The 17,657-nt window shown below is 52.0% G+C and carries 16 protein-coding genes; 9 read left to right on the top strand and 7 right to left on the bottom strand.

The window, feature by feature from the left end; all coding sequences use genetic code 11:
- Positions 1-387: 387 nt before the first annotated feature.
- Both KS4_RS11600 and KS4_RS11595 read right to left on the bottom strand, forming a co-directional pair.
- Entirely contained in the window at positions 388-2,130 is a 1,743-nt protein-coding gene (locus KS4_RS11600) for a leucine-rich repeat domain-containing protein (RefSeq protein ID WP_145078155.1), read from the bottom strand.
- A gap of 171 nt (positions 2,131-2,301) precedes the next feature.
- Complete coding sequence (locus tag KS4_RS11595) at positions 2,302-3,984, bottom strand: S26 family signal peptidase (protein ID WP_145078153.1); 1,683 nt, start codon at positions 3,982-3,984, stop codon at positions 2,302-2,304.
- Between the two features lie 295 nt (positions 3,985-4,279).
- Between KS4_RS11595 and KS4_RS11590 the strand changes: the two genes are divergently transcribed.
- The 4 genes from KS4_RS11590 (at position 4,280) to KS4_RS11575 (ending at position 9,671) form a co-directional block, all read left to right on the top strand.
- Positions 4,280-5,575, top strand: a complete 1,296-nt coding sequence (locus KS4_RS11590) for a complex I subunit 1/NuoH family protein (RefSeq protein ID WP_145078151.1) — start codon at positions 4,280-4,282, stop codon at positions 5,573-5,575.
- A 300-nt stretch (positions 5,576-5,875) separates the two neighbouring features.
- Positions 5,876-7,261: a hypothetical protein gene (locus KS4_RS11585; RefSeq protein WP_145078149.1), complete on the top strand. Its 1,386-nt coding sequence runs from the start codon at positions 5,876-5,878 to the stop codon at positions 7,259-7,261.
- A 50-nt stretch (positions 7,262-7,311) separates the two neighbouring features.
- Entirely contained in the window at positions 7,312-8,403 is a 1,092-nt protein-coding gene (locus KS4_RS11580) for a hypothetical protein (protein WP_145078147.1), read from the top strand.
- Between the two features lie 248 nt (positions 8,404-8,651).
- On the top strand, positions 8,652-9,671 hold the full coding sequence (locus tag KS4_RS11575; protein WP_145078145.1) for a zinc ribbon domain-containing protein: 1,020 nt from the start codon (positions 8,652-8,654) through the stop codon (positions 9,669-9,671).
- A gap of 75 nt (positions 9,672-9,746) precedes the next feature.
- On the opposite strand, the gene KS4_RS11570 is transcribed toward KS4_RS11575, so the two are convergent.
- Positions 9,747-10,268 (bottom strand): GNAT family N-acetyltransferase, encoded by a 522-nt coding sequence (locus KS4_RS11570; protein WP_145078143.1) that lies wholly within the window; start codon positions 10,266-10,268, stop codon positions 9,747-9,749.
- Positions 10,269-10,382: 114 nt separating this feature from the next.
- Positions 10,383-10,913, bottom strand: coding sequence for a metallophosphoesterase family protein (locus KS4_RS11565; protein WP_200761193.1), 531 nt, complete (start codon positions 10,911-10,913; stop codon positions 10,383-10,385).
- A 183-nt stretch (positions 10,914-11,096) separates the two neighbouring features.
- Here KS4_RS11565 and trpC point away from each other — a divergent pair, with 183 nt between their 5' ends.
- The gene (gene trpC, locus KS4_RS11560; protein ID WP_145078139.1) at positions 11,097-11,903 is read left to right on the top strand and encodes an indole-3-glycerol phosphate synthase TrpC; all 807 of its coding nucleotides are present in this window, start codon (positions 11,097-11,099) and stop codon (positions 11,901-11,903) included.
- Positions 11,904-12,069: 166 nt separating this feature from the next.
- A complete protein-coding gene (locus tag KS4_RS11555; RefSeq protein ID WP_145078137.1) occupies positions 12,070-12,441 on the top strand; it encodes a hypothetical protein in 372 nt (123 codons plus the stop codon).
- On the opposite strand, the gene KS4_RS11550 is transcribed toward KS4_RS11555, so the two are convergent.
- Positions 12,442-13,251 (bottom strand): MBL fold metallo-hydrolase, encoded by an 810-nt coding sequence (locus KS4_RS11550; protein WP_145078135.1) that lies wholly within the window; start codon positions 13,249-13,251, stop codon positions 12,442-12,444. It lies immediately after the preceding gene.
- 143 nt (positions 13,252-13,394) lie between these two features.
- Between KS4_RS11550 and KS4_RS11545 the strand changes: the two genes are divergently transcribed.
- The 3 genes from KS4_RS11545 to KS4_RS11540 all read left to right on the top strand — a co-directional run bounded on the left by KS4_RS11545 (position 13,395) and on the right by KS4_RS11540 (position 14,625).
- Positions 13,395-13,964, top strand: coding sequence for a TlpA family protein disulfide reductase (locus KS4_RS11545; RefSeq protein WP_145078133.1), 570 nt, complete (start codon positions 13,395-13,397; stop codon positions 13,962-13,964).
- Positions 13,965-14,100: 136 nt separating this feature from the next.
- A complete protein-coding gene (locus KS4_RS17645) occupies positions 14,101-14,274 on the top strand; it encodes a hypothetical protein (protein WP_200761192.1) in 174 nt (57 codons plus the stop codon).
- A gap of 117 nt (positions 14,275-14,391) precedes the next feature.
- On the top strand, positions 14,392-14,625 hold the full coding sequence (locus tag KS4_RS11540; RefSeq protein ID WP_145078131.1) for a hypothetical protein: 234 nt from the start codon (positions 14,392-14,394) through the stop codon (positions 14,623-14,625).
- 13 nt (positions 14,626-14,638) lie between these two features.
- Here the strand turns inward: KS4_RS11540 and tsaD are convergent, their stop codons facing one another.
- Positions 14,639-15,730: a tRNA (adenosine(37)-N6)-threonylcarbamoyltransferase complex transferase subunit TsaD gene (gene tsaD / locus KS4_RS11535; RefSeq protein ID WP_145078129.1), complete on the bottom strand. Its 1,092-nt coding sequence runs from the start codon at positions 15,728-15,730 to the stop codon at positions 14,639-14,641.
- 125 nt (positions 15,731-15,855) lie between these two features.
- Positions 15,856-17,433 carry a S41 family peptidase gene (locus KS4_RS11530; protein ID WP_145078127.1) on the bottom strand — a complete coding sequence of 526 codons (1,578 nt, stop codon included), beginning with the start codon at positions 17,431-17,433 and terminating at the stop codon, positions 15,856-15,858.
- Positions 17,434-17,657 lie beyond the last annotated feature (224 nt).

Raw genomic sequence — 17,657 nt, 5'->3', positions numbered from 1 at the left:
AGCAGGCTTGATAGGTTGTGATGAAAAAAGCCTAATCGATGGTTAGGTCGAGCGTCGTTGGGGAGTAGGGAAGGGGAAATGATGGAGAGGGTGAGGCGCGCCGCGAGGTGTCGCGGCGGCTATTTTGAATTGTGAAGAATCGATGTGGGTTTGAAATTGAGCGATGGTATGTGTGTGGGGGGGCGGTTTGGGGCGCGCGTAAAAAACTGCGGGCAGGTTTGCTCGCAGTTGGGTGTGTTGTTGTTGATGCTCGTAATCGTTTTTAGAGCGTTTTGCCTAAATACTCACTTATTGACCAGAAGGTCGTTTACGATTTGATGAGGCCTCGTTCGCTATTTTGCTACTGACTTGCTTTAGCTAGATCAGTGAATAATCACGCAAGTTGCTCTAGTTGGAGCGAGATCGATAGGAGAGGGCGGTGAGGGATAGGAGTAGGAAGAGTGAAGCGGCGGCGGGCTCGGGGATGATGAGGGTGTTGGTTGCAACTGCGTCCCAACTCATGAGTTGGTTTTGTGTGTCAGTGGAGAGTGCGCTCCATGAGCCGGTGAGGTTGAGCGTGTTCAGAGCTGCGAGGTTGTTGGCGTCGATGAGGCTTAAGAGAAGCGATTCATCGAGGTTGGTGATGTATTGCATTGAGAGGGTGGTGAGGTTGTCTTGTAACGCGTTTGAGGTAAGGGATGAGAGGTCGGTGATGTCGGCGAAGTTGATTTGATTGAGTATGAGTGTGGTGAGGTTTGCGGCGTCTGCGAGGCCGGTGTTTGTGGGGTGGTTGAGGTCGGCGTATGAGCCGGCGCCGAGCATGAGGACATCGAAGGAATCCTGGTCGATATCGAGGCGGGTGAGGATGGCGGTGTGGATTTGATCAGGTTCGCGGAACTCTTCGAGGTTGCGGAGTGATGCGTCGGTGAGATCGAGGATGTCGAGGTTTGCATCCATGAATGATAGGTATTTGATGGCGGTGAGGTCTTTGAAGGCACCTGATTCGATGGATTGGATATTGTTTGAGCCAAGGCGGAGTGTTTCGAGGTTTGGCAGATTTTTGAAGGTGTTTGTGGTGATGTGTGTGGTGTTGGTATCACTGAGATCGAGTTCTTCGAGTGTGGTGAGATTATTGAATGTGCCATCGATGAGGTTGAGTTTGTTGCAGTTGGTGAGGGTGATGGTTTTGATTTTTTTCAGATCTTTGAATGTGTCTTCTGCGATCGTGGTGAGATCGTAATTGAATGCAAGATGGACATCTTCGATGTTCTTCATGTTTTGGAAGAAGGATGCGTCGATTGAGGTCAGTTTATTGGCGACAAGGCTGAGGAATTTGAGATTGTCGAAAGTGTTGATGCTGCTTGTGGCGCTTAGATGTTTGATGGATGAGATATCGTTGTAAGCGAGGTCGAGGTATTTGAGGTTGGGTGTGAAGATGAAGCTGTTGAGATCGAATATCGAGAGTTTGTTGACAGAGAAATCGATGGATGTGAGGTTGGTGAGGCCTTGGAAGTAGTCGGCGTTGATGGTGGTGAAGTTGTTGTTGCCGAGCTCAAGAAAGAAGAGTGAGGCTAGTGGGTATAGGGTATCGACGGCGAATGTGTTTTCGGAGAGTTGGTTGTCGACAAGGCTGAGATAAGAGAGGTTGGATAGCCCTTGGAAAGAGTGTGCGTAGGTGCGATTGATTTTGTTGCCGTAGAGGTTGAGGTAGCTGAGGGTGGCGAGGCCGTCGAAGGTGTTGGCTTCGATGGTTGTGATGTTGCTGCTGTCGATGACGAGGGAGTAGAGATTGGAGAGTGAGAAGAGGGATGAACCGGATTTGAGTGAGGTGATGTTGCTGTTGGAGAGTCTGAAAACTTGGAGTTTGTTCAGATCGTAGAAATCGTCATTGTCGAGTGAGGCGATTTGCGAGTCGTGGATCTCGATACTGGTTGCGTTTTGTAGTTGGTTAATGCCGGTGGTGTCTTGAAGGGCTGTGTTTTTGATTTTGATTTCTTGGAGTGCTTTGAGGGCGTTGAAGTTATCGAGTTCGTTGATATCGAGCAGGTTGTCGCCGTCGAGATCGGTGAATGTGGTTGTGGCAGAGATTGGTGAAAGGATCGATAGCGCTGCGATGATTGGCATCACGCTGGTACGAGATAGTCGGTGCATTCCATTGCCTCCGGTTGAAACATGTGAACGTGTTAGTCAGCATCAACACGAGCGTAGTTCAAATATAGTACAGATGTGTGGAATTGAAAAGTGATTGTTGAAGATATGTTTTAGGTGACTAATCGAGTGATAGTTTTGTGGAGATGGGTAGGATTGAATTGAGGGGTTGAGTTAGTGGATGAAGCGCATGTCGCCGAAGTTGGGGATGTAGCCGTAGGGAGCGGGGAAGTAGACGAAGAAAGCGCGGCCGAGCATGAGTTCGCCGGGGACGACGCCGATTTTGTCGGTGCTATTGAAGTAGTTTTTGCTGATCCATGCGTCGACGTCCTGCCAGGCGCGGGAGTCGGAGGAAGAGGGGGAATTGTCGCCGAGGCAGAAGAATTCGTCGGGGCCGATGTTGAAAGGTTGTGCGCGGGTGACGGGGCCTGTTGGGACTTGGTCGGGGAAATCTTGTGTGCGGATCATGGCGCCGTGGCCGAGGAGTCCGTTGGTTGGGCGCGGGGCGTAGTACAGGTCGCGATCAAGGTTGACGTTGTGCAGGGTGGCAGGCTTATCGAGGGTGATGGAGATGGTGGGGGTTGGGTCGGGTGCGCGCCGGTTTGCGAGGAAGTCGAGTGGGAGGTCGTATGCGTGCGAGAGGATTTGTGAGTCGTTGACCCAGAAGGAGAGTTCCTGGTCGATGTAGCGGAGCTGGAGTTCGGTGTTGGTGTCGGGTGGTAGAGTTGGGAAGGGGATGACGTCGAGGGTTGTGGTTTTGTTGGTGGACTGATTGGTTGCGGTGAGGAGGGCGTTGCCTTCGGCGGTGATGGTGGCGGTGAGGATGTAAGGAAGGGCGGCTGGGTCGGGGTCGTCCCAGCGTGCGGTGGTGGAGAGTGAGATGGCTGTGTTGGGAGTTTTGGGGTTGATGGTGAGGGCGAGGTTGATGTCCTCGATGGGTTCGAGGTCGGAACGGTCTTTGAGTTCGTTATAGGGGTACATGGCGAGGCGGTTGTGTTCGTGGCCTCGTGCGAAGTCGAAGGTGATGGTGGAGGGGGATGGAGATGAGGTTTTGGGTGAGTAGGTGTAGGAGCGTTGGTTATCGATTTGCCAATTAAAGGCGTCGGTGGAGTTGGTGGGTGTCCAAGGGGTTTGCCAAGGGAACTGGTGGTAGGACATGCCGATTAGGATGTTGCGAGATTGGCCGATGTTGCCGGGGGTTGAGGAGATGCGGCCTTGATCGAGGGGGATGTACTGTGCGTGGTAGATGGGTCGGAGTACGGCTTGCTGTGCTTCGGGGTTGGTGGATTTGCGTGCGATTTTGAAATCGGGAGAGAGGGGTTGATTGGTTTGTGGGTCGAGTGGTTGTGTGTAGATGTTGCCGTCGAGGATGCGGATGGATTCGTTGGGGAGTCCGACGAGTCGTTTGATGAAGTTGTTGGTGGGGCCGGGGGTGCGGTCGTTGTTGAATGCGATGGGGGTTTTGAAGACGACGACGTCCCAGCGGGAGGGCTCATTGAAGAGATAGGTGTATTTTTGAACGAGGATGCGGTCGCCGTTGCGTATGGGGAGGCCGTTGTAGGCGTTGGGGAAGCGGCACATGGGGCAGAGTATGGCGGGTGGAGGTGAGGTGTAGGCACCGGGTGTATTGTCGACGGGGAAGGAGTAGCCGCACTGCGAGCAGTTGATTTGGATGTGCTGGCCGAGGAGTGTGGGGGCCATGGAGCCGGTGGGGATGATGAAGGCTTCGACGACGTAGGCGCGGAAGATGAAGGCGAGGATGAAGGCGATGACGATGGACTCGACGGTTTCCTTGATGGACTCGTCGGAGTGGGGGTGGGGGGATGGTTTGGTTGTGGAATTGGTGGGTTTGGGCATAAGCAAGTGCTAGTGCTAGTGGCTCGTACTAGTTGGTGGTGAGGGGGAGGCGGGATGAGGCGTTGGGCGTCGACTATTGTGTAATCGGCTGAGTGATTTGGCGTATTGTAGAGGTTTATGCCATAATTCGCTGGTGGCGGGTGGAAAATGTTGTTTGTGAGGGGAATGGGGATGATAGGGGGTGATAAGTATTGATTGGGGATATAGTTGGGGGAGCTTAGTGGGACGGGTGTTGGAAGTAATCAAGCGTGGGGGGGTTGTTTTGACGGTTCGATAAGGAACGAAGAGACACGATATGAATATTGACTGGCTGCCTCAGTTTATTGTTAGTTTTGTAGTGATCACGGTGGTGTTTAATGCGGCGCTAGGTGCGTGTGCATACCTGATCTTTTTGGAGAGAAAGGTGGCTTCGTGGGTACAAGACCGTATCGGGCCGAACCGTACGAACCTGGGGTTTGGGTTTTTACCTGAGAAGATTCACATGATGGGTCTGGGGCAGGCGTTGGCGGATGGTATTAAGTTGTTGTTGAAAGAGGACTTCACGCCGAACCGTGTGGATAAGTGGTTGTTCTGGTTGGCGCCGGCGATGGTGATGCTGACGGCGACTTTGAGCTGGGCGGTGATTCCTTGGGGCGGGTTGTTGGCGATCCCAGAGTTTGTGATTCCGGAATGGTTGCCGTTGATCGGTGGAGAGACGATTGCGAAACAGATGGTTTACGCGACGGCTGCACCGGTAAATATTGGTGTGGTTTATATTCTGGCGATCAGTTCGCTGGCGGTGTATGGGGTTGTGGTGGGTGCGTATGCATCAAACAGTAAGTATTCGTTTTTAGGCGGGGTGCGTGCGGCGGCTCAGATGTTGAGTTATGAGATCCCGCAGGGGCTGTGTGTGTTGGTGATGATTATGCTTTACGCGTCGACGGAAACGACGGCGATGGTATCGAGTCAAATCGGCGGATTTACAGGGATGACTTGGGGAATCTTTGCCCAGCCGTTATTGGCGGTGCTGTTCTTTACTTGTACGTTGGCGGAGTGTAACCGTGCTCCGTTTGACCTTGCGGAGGCCGAGCAGGAATTGGTGGGTGGGTTCCATACGGAGTATGGCTCGATGAAGTGGGCGCTGTTCTTCTTGGGTGAGTATATGAATATGATTACGGCGTGTGCGTTTTTCACGCTGTTGTTCTTGGGTGGCTGGGATATCTTGCCGTTCACATCGATTTTCCCTGAGTATGTGGGCGATAGCTTGCTGCTGGGCGTGCTGGTTGCGTTCCTGAAATTTGGTGTGTTTGCGGGCAAGGTGACGGCGTTGCTGTTCTTGATGATGTGGGTGAGGTGGACGCTGCCTCGCTTGCGTTTTGATCAGTTGATGCGGATGGCTTGGCGGGCTTTGATCCCGATCACGATCGCAACGATGTTGGCGACTGGTTTTATGATCTACTTTGGTTTCAGGAACTGGTGGTGGTTTGGGTTGATGAATGTTGTGGTTGTGGTGGTGTCGGCACTATTGGGGATGTACTTGCCGAAGGACACTTCGAATGAGAAGTTGCCGCTGGCGGGATCGCGATTCAGCCCGCTGGTTGAAGGTGAGTGAGATTTTAGTGCGTTTTTTGTAATGACTTGCCACGTTGAGTCGTGGGTCGTTACGTATTCATCGCGAATAGCAGCGTCTTACTGCTGATTATTGTGATCAAGTAGATGGCATGTTATCACGCAAGCTGCTCTAGATTGATATCGGAATTAAAAGACCCTGCGAGTGAGCAGGGTTTTTTTATGAGGCATCTGGAGAGGGTGTGCTGTATAATTGGCACGTGTGGGATTTATGGGTTGTGGTGTGGAAGTGTAGATGGTTGGTTGATGTAACAGCATGACCTGAGTGATTTCGAGGGTACCGATGATTGAGTTGATATGTGAGCATTGTGGCTGTGGGATGCGGCTACCTGCGATGTTTCGTGGGCAAGTGGTGAAGTGTGTGCGGTGTTGGGAAGAGGTGCGGGTGTCGAGTCGTGAAGCGCGTGCAGAGGCCAATGGTGGGATGAGCGATGGTGTGGCTTGGATGGAGCGTGTGGATGGTGGGCAGTGTGTTGAATTGTTGTTGGAGGGGCAACCTGAAAGTGTGCATGAGTGGGTGGCGCATGAGAAGAGGTTATGCGACACGGTTGAGATGCTGAAAGAGAAATGTGTGGATGGGAGCGGGGAGACGGGGATGTGGGATGTGCGCGAGTTGGCGGCGCGGGAAACGCAAGGCGTTGAGGTTGGCGAAGTTGGTCAAGGTGCCGGCGAAACAGGGTTGGATCTGGGGATGGATGCGAATGCGGAAATGCATGGGGTGAGGGTGGTGGGTGATGGTGGTCATGTGGTTCAACAGTCAGGTGCAACGCCGATGGGGCAGAGTGGTGCTGGGCAGATCCGGGGTGAGGCATGGATTGGTGCGGTGGGTGAATTGAGTGAAGAGGAGGTGGCTGCGGAGCAGGTGAAGACGGGGGTTGATGGGCGCGAAGAAGTTGTGACACGGATGATTAAGCGTGAGGTTGCTGCGAGGCGAGAAGCGCTTGGTTTGAAGGACATGATGAAGAAGCATGAGCGGCCGTGGGGAGAGGGGCAGGGCGATGATGAGGATGCGGTGACGCATCGAGTTGGTTGGATGACTGGCATTGCGGGGTTATTGGTTGCGGTTGTAGGGGGATTGATTTGGGCGGCATTGGTTTCGGTTCTGGGAATGCGATTGGGCTTCGTGGCGATCGGTATTGGGTTATTGGTGGGGTGGGTGATGATGAAACTGAGCGTGGGGCGGCATCGTGATTTGGGGTTGTCGGCTGCGGTTTTAACGATGGTTTTTGGTGTTGGTGCGGGGAAGGTTGGCGTGGGGGTGTTTGGGTTGGAGAAATTAGTCGGGGGGCAGGTGCGCGGCGTGATGGTGGATGAGCTGTATGTTGAGATGGCGGTGGTGTCGCAGATGGTTGTCGATGATCAGCTGGATATGGCGAATTGGGATTCTGTGAGTGATTTGGAGTGGGGTGAGCCGATTGAGGGGCGGGTGAGCGATGTGTTCTATGCGAAGATTAGAGAGAAAGTTGAGGGGTTAGATGAACAGGGGCGAGCGGGCTTGGTATCGGAGCATTGGGGAGGGAAGCAGGCGTCGAGAATGGAACTTTGGGATGGGGTGATGGCTACGGTATGGTGGGATGATGTATTGTGGGTGTTGCTGTGCGGGGGTGCGGCGTATTGGTTGTGTGCTGGAAAGAGGATACGAGAAGAAGAAGTTGAGATAGTGGACTAAGCATGAAATAGACGGGCGAAAAGAGGGGGAAGGGAAATATGAGGTAGGCAATGATTGAGATAATGTGCCAAAGATGTGGGAAGCGATCGCATGTCCCGGAAGCGCTCTTAGGACAGGTTGTAAAATGCAGGGGATGTGGTGGTGGGTTAGACGTGAAAATGGATGATGGGGAATATGATCGGCGGGTTGCAGAATATGATGCTGCGCAGTCGGAGCGGATGCAAAAAGAGCAGGAGAAGCTGCGGGTTGAGATGGGAGGGGCTGTGGCGGGGAGTGAAACGCTAGGGGACATGGGGTTTGATTCTGAGATGATTGAGCAGCAAGCGAGGTTTAGTGGTTTGAGTGATGCGGTACGCGCGTTTCAGGGTGGTGGTGAAGTTGTTGATGGGGCTGAGGGAGAGGGATGGCAAACGCATGACCAATCGGGCGGCGCGTATGAGATGGATGCTGAGTTGGGTGAGGAGATGATGACTGGAGGGCTTCGTCGGTATGAAGGTGTGGGAGCAACTGGTGCAGGGGTGACAGTGGGGATGGGTGCGGTATTGGGAGGCGCGATGGCTGCGGTGGTGGGGGGTGTGTTGTGGGCGGCGCTTTCGGTGATGCTTGGGATGGAGTTGGGCGTTGTTGCGTTTTTATTAGGAGCGGGTGTGTGCTGGGTGCTGGTGAAGATGGTAGGGCAACGGCATTGGATGTTGGCTGTGATGGCGGTGGTGCTAGCAGGTGGTGGGATGGGTGTTGGGAAGCTGGGTGTGGCGCTGCTGGCGCTTGAAGAAATGAAAGCGCGGGTGAGCGTTGGGGATGACCGGATAGTTGAGGCGGCGGTCGTGATGATGTTGGTGGCGGATGGGTCGTTTGACGCGGAGACGGCGGAGCGGTTTAAGGATATTGATTGGGAGAAGAAGCAGCGGGTGGAAATGAAAGCGTCGCAGTATGCGAAGGTGAGTGATGTGATGATGGCGATGACGGATGAGGAGCAGTTGATGGTGGTAAGAGAGTATTTGGTGAAGCCACGGATTGCGAAGATGAGCCCGAAGGAGAAGGTGGTGTCAATGGTGAGCTACCGTGATGGGTTTTGGGTGGGGTTAATGGCAATAGGGGCGATTGGGGTGGTGAGTACGAAGTCGATATTCAAACGTGGCTGAATAACGCAAATGGATTGATCATGGCAGATTCAGGGTGTGTTGGAAACGGGTGCACATGTGAGAATTTTCTAGCGGATGGGGTAAGGATGTGGTATTTTTAAGATAAAAGATAAGCATTTCTTTAGATGTCTGTTGAAATCATTTAATGTGAATTGAAGCGTCAATACTGAATGAAGGCGATGTGAGTTTTTAATTTTGTTTTTAATTAATTGATTGATGTCGCACTCCTGATGAAGAAGGAGCTGGTCATGATTAAATTTCACTGTGATAAGTGTGGTCAGAAACTGGGTGTGTCGCCGGAGTATGCAGGGAAGAAAGTGAAGTGTACGGGGTGTGGCGTTGCGCATATTGTGCCAGCGTGTGGAGATGAGATGGAGAGCAAGGCTTATAGTGAGGGTTATGAGTTGGGGATGTTGCCGGAGGGGGCGGTGAAGTCGGATCATAAGAAGACGAAGGAAGAGATTGAAGCAGTTTTGGAGAAGGAAAGCGCGACATTGATCGGGCATGGAATGATTAAGTGCCCGCATTGCGGGAAGGCGGTGAAGGAAGGGGTGAAGTTGTGTGTGAACTGCGGTGAGTTTATTCATAAAGGTGGGGAGAAACATGGGATGGGTGAGGAACTTGCGAAGGTAGCTGGGAAGATGGCAATGGGGTTTGGTGCGGCGGTGATGGTGGGCGGACTCGTGGCGGTGATTGCGGGTGCGATCTGGGCAGGGATTGTGATTTTGTCGGGGTATGAGGTGGGATATGTGGCGATTGGGATCGGCTTTTTGGTGGGATTGGCGGTAACGGTGATTGCAGGGAAGCAGAGCGCGCAGGTTGGGACAGCTGCTGCGGGTTTAGCGGTGGTGGGATTATTGGTTGGAAAGTTGATCATTATGCAGTGGGGTGTGCCGAGTTTGATGGCGGGTGAGTTTGCGAAGATGCCGGGGATGGTGGAGATTGCGATGGCGGGGAAGATGAGCGAAGAGAAGGCTTTTAGTTCACGAGTGCAGACAGTTTTGAATCGACGTGCTGAGCGAGGTGATGATGAGGAAAGGCCGTTGCCGACGACGATTGAAGAACAAATGATGGCAGAGATCGGTGCGGCGGCCAGCAAGATGGGAGCGGATGAAAAGAAGTCGCTGGTTAGAAGGTTTATGGTTGATCCGATGCTTGGAGAAATGACGATCATGGATCGGCTGAAGGATGTGTTTAGTGCATGGGATGGGTTGTGGTGTTTGTTAGCGGTGACGACGGCGTTTGGTATGGGGAAAGGAAAAGAATGATCGAATAGGTAAGCGGGTTATTAAAAAACGCGGTGCTGAAAGGCGCCGCGTTTTTGTTTTTGTTGCGTGTGATGATTAATCATCGTTTGATTGGTCTTGACGATAGATGTCGAGGTAGAACTCGAGGAGGTCTTTGCCTTGGACGTTTTTGGTGCGTGTGTGTTGGAAGCCTAGCTTGTCGAATAGGCCGACGGCTTCATCTCGTTCAAAGCGAGTGTCGAGACGGATCTTGAGGAAGCCGTGGGTTTTGCAGTGTTCGAGCGCGGTGGCGAGGAGCTTAGCAGCGATGGGTGTGGATTGGAGGTCGGGTTGAACACGTAAGCGGCGGATTTCCGCGGTGTGGTCGTCGTCTGAGGCTACGCCGATCATGCCGACGATGTGGTCATGTTGTGTGGCGACCCAGAAGTGGTGGCGATCGGAGTCGAAGTAGGCGTCATGGATGTATTCGATATCGGCGCCGGTATCATTGGGGGTGACTTGGCCGGCGAGAAGGCCCTGGTTGTAGAGGGTGATGACGGCGGATTGGTCATCGGGTTGGAATGTTCTGACAGTGATGTCGTCCATGATGCGCGAGGCGTCCTGTGCATTGGGGGTCATAAAGCGGTTCGTGATGCGTGATGTGCTATGCGTGGGCGTGTGTTGTTATTGAGGATTTTAGCAGGCTGACTGAGTGAGTCAGTGGTGCTCGTACAGTGTACTGGGGATAGTGTATCATGAGGATGGTACGGGGTGAAACACGAGTTTGTCGGTTTGTGTATTGAGGGTTGCAACGGTGGGTTGAGAGACACGGGTGAAGGCGCCGGGGTTGATGATGCGGGAAGATTGTTCGGTGAAGTCGGTACGGCGGTGCGTGTGGCCGTGGATGATGAAGGGGGTGTGTTGGGTGAGGAGTGTGGAGAGGATGCGGTGTTCGTGGCCGTGTGTGAAGGCGAGTGTGCGGTTGTCGGGGAGCGTGATGTAGCCGGTGGGGTGATCGACGATGAGGCCAAGTGAGTGGGCGTAGGTTGCGAGTGATTGGTAGTTGTAGTCGGAGTTGCCAAAGACGAGGTGGACTTCGACTTGTGTGCCGGCTTGGGGGTGTGATGGGGGATAGTTGACGGCGAGGGCATCAAGGACTTCGGGTGTGCAGATGTCGCCGCAATGGATGAGGATGTCGGCTTGGTTGTCGAGGAGGATGTTGACGGCGGTTTGCGTGAGGGCGGCTTGGCCGTGTGAGTCGGATAGGAGGCCGAGGATGGGCAATGTGATGCTCCAGTAAGGGGGTATTAGTGGGGAGTCGGGGGAATGGGGCTATTGTATGTGATAGAGGGGCTGAGGGGGCAAAATATGTGACGAAGCGTCGGTGTGGGGGTATGCTTGTGTGACTGAAAAGAGAACCAAAACGCTGTGGGAGCGGCGTGAAGATAGAAGGAATGCGAGAACGGTATGAGTGATATTTTGGCGAAGATCGTTGAGGATAAGAAGGTTGAAGTAGAAGCTCGTCAGCGGGTGGTGAGTCTGGAGGAGATGAAGGCGCGGGCGAAGGCAGAATCGCATCCGCGGAATTTCTTTAAGGCGATGACAGCGAAGCGGGATCATGTGAGTGTGATTGCTGAAGTGAAGAAGGCGAGCCCGTCGGCAGGTTTGATTCGGGAGGATTTTGATCCGGCTGCGATTGCGAAGAATTACGAGGCGAACGGTGCAGCGGCGATTAGTTGTCTGACGGATGAGAAGTATTTTCAAGGGGATTTGAGTTACATTCAGCGGATCCGTGCGGAGGTTGATCTGCCGGTCTTGCGCAAAGATTTTATGATTGACGAGTATCAGGTTTGGGAAGCGCGTGCGGCGGGCGCGGATGCGATTTTATTGATTGCGGAATGTTTGGAAGTGCCGCGGCTGATTGATCTGATGATTTTGGCGACAGAGTTGAAGATGACGACGTTGCTGGAGGTGCATGATGTTGAGAGTTTGCTGGCGGTAAGGCCGCATGTTGGGTTCCCGCATGAGAAGTATATGCTCTTGGGAATCAACAACCGGAATCTGCGTGAGATGAAGACGGATATCAATCATACTATTCGACTATTAGACATGGTGGAGCAGCCGGAGATTTTGGTGAGTGAGAGTGGGATTCGCACGCATGATGATGTTGTGAAATTGATGAACGCTGGAGTGACGAAGGTGCTGGTTGGTGAACATCTGATGCGGCAAGGGGATGAGGGAAAGGCACTGAGAAAACTAATACACGGTTGTTAAGTTTGTACGGCTATATCTAAGTTGAAAATAAACTTATACATTCAATATTTTCAGGGAGTTAAATGGTGGGCAATCAACTTCGGAAAGTAATGATTGGGGTAGGGCTATTTATTCTTGCTACTCCGATTGTTGGGGCGATTGCGTTTGGTATTTTTTTATGTACGCGATGAATCGTTTTGGTGAAGAGTGCGCGACAGCTCATCATGCAATGATGGTTGGTGAATTAATACGGATGTATGTGATTGATAATGATGGTGATTGGCCGAAAGATTGGGAAAGTTTGAAGGCATATACTCCGAAAGAATATGATTTGGGTTGGCCGGAGAATGAAGCAGATGTTCGTGGTTATGTCGAAATTAATTTCAAGCTAACTTACGATGAGGTTTTGCGAGAAGGTCAAGATCTATGGGTGCTTCGGAATAAAAATTATCCTGATCATGATTTCGCGCATGGTTATCACTTTGATCGAGATTTACAGTTGATTAAAGATGCGCTGGTGACTGAATCAAAAACTAATGCAGTAAAAGCGTACCAATAACTAATCAAGTGATAGAGTGAAGCCATCGTAGGCGAGGTAGACGTTTTCGGGGAGCTGGGGTTCGAGGTCGGCGTGTTGGATGTCGTGGGTGATGTGGGTGAAATAGGCTTGTTTGGGTTTGACGCGGTCGATGATTTCGAGGGCTTGGTTGACGGTGAGGTGAGTGGGGTGGTGGCGATAACGTAGTGCATCAATGACGAGGATGTCGAGGTCGTAGAGGTAGGGGTAAGTTTCGGGGGGGATGGTGGAGACATCGGTGCAGTAGGCGATTGAGTGGGATTGATGATCGATGCGGAAGCCGTGGATTGGGAGGCGGCCGTGCATGAGACGAAGGGGTGTCCAGGTTGTGCCTTGAAGGTTGAGAGGTTCGTAGGTTTCGATAGGCTGTGAGATGAGGTTGGCGACGAAGGATTTGTTGATGTTGCGGTGTGATTCGAAGACGTATTGGAAGATGCGGTGGAGTTGTTCTAGGACGGTGGATTCGGCGTAGATGGTGATGGGGGCGTCCATGGCGGCATTGAATCGTCGGAGGTCGTCGAGGCCGAGGATGTGGTCGGCGTGGGCGTGGGTGTAGAGGACGCCATCTATGCGGGTGAGGTTTTCACGTATGCATTGTTGGCGAAGTTCGGGTGCTGTATCGACGATATATTGAATAGGGTGTGCGGAGTCTGGTGAATCGTAGGTGATGAGAATTGAGGGACGCGAGCGGTGGTCGCGTGGATCGGTTGAGGTGCAGACGGAGCAGTCGCAGGCGATCATGGGGATGCCAGCGGAGGTGCCTGTGCCGAGGAAGGTGATGGAGATGGACATGGATGAGATTGTATGAGAAGTGGGGAAGTGATGGAATTTAGTGCGGATTGAGGAATGAGATGGGTGAAGGTGGGAAATGACAAGGGAAGACGCATAGTGTTGATTGTTGAATCTGCGATATGTGGTGAGAAAGGCTATGCGTCATGTTTAACCGCGAAAGTATTGTGTGGTGGGGAGCGTTTTTGTCATTGATTGTGATGATGATGATTTCGGTCAGTGATGCTCAGGAGGGTGATCGTAATGAAAGCAGTGAAGCTCGTGAGGCAAGGCTGCTTGAAGAAACGCGTGAGGCGTTGGTAGGCAAGCAGCGGCCGAGGCTTGATGTGACGGGTTGGATGAATGGTGAGGTGAGCGACGCGGATATGAACGGGAAGTTTACGGTGGTGCAGTTTTGGGCGACATGGTGTTCGGACAGTATTGGTTCGATTGAGGGGAATAACGAGTTTTACGAGCGGTATAAGGGTTGGGGTGTGCTGTTTGTCGGTGTTTGTAGTTCGGATAAGGGACAGGACAAGATGGGTGAAAAAGTTGCGGAATTTGGGATCAAGTACCCGGTGGCGAGAGATGAACAATTGGCATCGATGAAGGCGTGGACGATTGGCTGGTGGCCGACGTATGTGCTCATTGATCCAGAAGGTGTCGTGCTGTCAGTGAGTGGGAACATTGCGGATATTGAGAATGTGTTGAATCAGATAGGGCGATTTGCTGAATGAGTTTGATTTTAGAGTATCTTGGGTAAATACTCACTCGTTGACCAATGGGTCAAGTAGAAAGAAATACAGGTATTTAGTGAGTTGGGGATCTGTCATCAGCACGAAGGTGAGCGGGTGGAGGCGGTTGTGGAGGCATATGGGATTACGTATCCGAGTGCTTGGAATTGTGGCGAATGCGTATTTCGTTTATGGCTTTCCAGACTATTTTGTTATTGGTCGTGATGGAGATTTGTTTGCTGCGGATGTTAAGAATGGCAAGATCGAAGAGATTGTTGAGCGAATGCTCCGTGCGGAATGCGGGGAACGGTAGGGATTGCATGGAGATTAACGGGGGGATCTGATTGATAGATAACCGGCAAATGGCTGGCTAATGTTGCTTGGTTTAATGCCCGCTATGGGCAAACAAGCATCAGTAGTGAGGTTTTCTATGATCAGAGTATTGCTAAATATTGCGGGTTGGGGTGCGATGTTCGCGATGGTTATCGTGCTTGGCCTTGTTGAGTTAAGCGCGATTGCGGATGATGTTGATGAGAATATGGATGTGATGGATACTCACAAGCCGGAACAAGTTCAGGAAGAGCAAGAGCAGTCAGAGATATGGACGATTGGCGGTATGCGTGTGGCGGGCAGCACTTCATTGGCTTATCTAGGCAAAAGCTAGTTCTATTTGACAGTTAGAGGTTTTTAGATGTGGCGATTGCAGGAAGAGAGAGATCTGCAAAGCTGTTGTTGTGGTAGTGTATGTGGGCGAGGCCCGCGATCATGGCAGCGTTATCTTGTGTGAATGCGAATGCGGGGATGTCGAGATGTAGTTGATATCGTTTCGCGAAATCTTTGACTCGCTCACGTAGGTGTGAGTTAGCGGAGACGCCGCCACCAATGACGAGGCTTTTTGGAGCGAGCTCTGGGGTTTGGCTGCGGATTGCATTAACCGCACGTTTGAGCTTGCGGATCACAGCATCAATGGCAGCAGCTTGGAATGAAGCGGCAAGATCGACTATTTGTTGATTAGATAAATCTTCGACATCTCTTTTGAAAATTGCATTTTTACCTTTGCCAACAGGCTTACCACGGACAGCGTAGAGGAGGGCGGTTTTGAGACCTGAAAATGAGAAGTCCAGTGAGCCGGGTTTGAGCATGGAACGTGGCAGATCGTAGGCTGTGGGATCGCCTTGGGCAGCGATTTTGTCGATGAGTGGCCCGCCGGGATAACCGAGTTTTAGGATAACAGCTGCTTTGTCGTAGGCTTCACCGATCGCATCATCTATCGTGCGTCCGATTGGCTGGATCTCAAGCGGTGAGTTCATTTGGTAGAGCGTTGTGTGCCCACCAGAAACAACGAGGCCGAGTGCGGGGAATTGTGGTTCGGGTTGCGAGGTCAGTTGATCATTGGATTCGACTAAAGACGCTGCATATAGATGGGCTTGGACGTGGTCGATGTCGATGAGCGGTTTGTTGGACGACCATGCGAGCGCTTTGGCTGCAGAAACGCCGACGATGAGCGAGCCGATTAGGCCGGGGCGGTTGCCGACGGCAATCGCGTTGATGTCGTTGAGCGTAAGGTTGGCATCATGAAGAGACTGCTGTATTACCGGGAGGATATTTTCGAGGTGAGCGCGCGAGGCGATTTCAGGCACAACACCACGATAGCGTTCATGGAGTTCATGTTGGGATGCGACGATGTTGGAAAGCACAACGCGGCCATCTTTAACGATGGAAGCGGCGGTTTCGTCACAAGAAGATTCGATGCCGAGGATGAGTGTCATGGTTGGATTGCTAATTCGTGGGTTTTGAGGGATGGTTTGAATCAGGGATTCTAGCCGAAATCAACCGGCAAAGAAAAACCCGCAAGCGGCCGCCTGCGGGTGTATGAATTCTGTATGTATCCGAATTACTGGGCCAATTCAGCCGTTGGCGTGGGAATGGCGGCCTCGGTTTCGGGGTTGGTTGGATCTATTGATGCTGTTTGTTCAGCAGGTTCAATGATCGGCTCGCCATTAATTTCAGCTTCGACTTCTTCAATCTTTTTGTCGATTTCGGTCAGTGTATCTGCGAGCAATGATCGGCGGCGGTTGAGATTGTCACGCTTGGTTTCAAGGACAAGGATCTCCGGATTGGTTGAGCCAACGGTTGGCCATTCACCGGTATCAAGCTTGCCGAGAACCGCCTGCAAAGATGAGGCGAGTTGTGGATCTTTGAGTGTATCATTGATCCATTCTGGAGAGATTGCCTGTTCAATATTCTGGCCATCGGTTTGACGCAGGATGTCTGACTCACGGCGAACCTTGATCATTTCCTCAATTTGTTTCGGTGTCATGCGTACATAGGCGCCGGGTGAAGGATCGACGCCCCATGTGTCTTTGCCTTCACGTTTGTGAATGTTGCGGCCATTGGGGAGGTAATAATAAGCATTTGTGAACTTGAGAAGGCCCGCGGTTTCTGCTCCTGTGGTCAGCTCTCGGATTTCCTGAACCGAGCCTTTGCCGAAGGTACGCGTTCCCACGAAGAGAGCACGTTCGTTGTCGGAAAGTGCGCCGGTAACGATTTCGGATGCAGATGCTGATGATTCGTTCGCGATCACCACCAATGGGATGTCGGCCGAAATGAGCGTGCCTTTGTCGGTTGCTGTGTGTACGACTTCAGGCACAACACGGCCCTTGGTGGAAACGATACGCTGGCCTTCGGGAAGGAAGTAATCGGAGATCGTTACCGCTGCGGTTAGTAAACCACCTGGATCAAAACGCAGGTCGAGGATTAGCCCTTGCAAATCGGCTGATTTGAGTTCTTCGATCGCATTTTTGAGATCGTTTGCGGTTTTGCCGTTGAATTGCGTGACGCGGATGTAACCAATTTTGTTGACATCATCCAGCATGAAATCGTATGAGTGGTCTTCTTGTCGTTGGAAACCACGAACGGTTTGGATGTTGATTTTGCCGCGGGTGATGGTAATGTCTTTTTCTTCACCAGTCGTATGGCGAACGGTAATCGTGACATCGGTACCCGCTGGACCTTTGAGTTTTGAGACAGCTTCATTGAGTTTGATGTCGATTGTGTCTTCGCCTTCAATTGCCAACACGACATCGCCAGCGAGGATGCCCGACTTCCAAGCCGGCGAATCTTCAAGTGGTGATACGATTCGCAAGCGGCGGTCTTTGATGTCGACTTCAGCCCCGATACCGGAAAAGTTGCCTGTGATCTGAGATTCGAATGATTCGAGTTCAGATTTGGAGACAAATGATGTGTACGGATCTTCAAGTGCGGAGATCATGCCACGTACCGCGTTCTCGATCATGAGTTCTTGGTCGGGCTCTTCGACGTACTGGCTGATCAGGTTATGTCGCACGGTGGCGAGGAGGCCGATCTTGTCGAGCGAGTAAGTTGTGCGAGCACGCAATTCGGTCATCGTGATCAGCGTTAAAGCAATGACAGCGATCACGGCGAGTCTGATAGCGATTTTGGTGTTGTTCATCTGTTTGGATTTCCCTCAGTGACGCCCCATCCCAGATTCATGTTGCATCCATTGTAATGTCTTGTCAGCTATGCGGGCCGATTCTATGAGATTAACCATCTGGATCGGCTTTTATTCATACGACTGTCATACCTCTCGGTTCGATCTGAGCAGTCACATAGATTGTTGTGGAAAGTTCCCGTTGTAAGGATGATATTCGGGTATGATGGCCGCAAAACATGAGT

The organism is Poriferisphaera corsica, assembly GCF_007747445.1.
GTDB lineage: Bacteria > Planctomycetota > Phycisphaerae > Phycisphaerales > Phycisphaeraceae > Poriferisphaera > Poriferisphaera corsica.
This window is presented reverse-complemented; position numbering and strand designations above follow the sequence as displayed.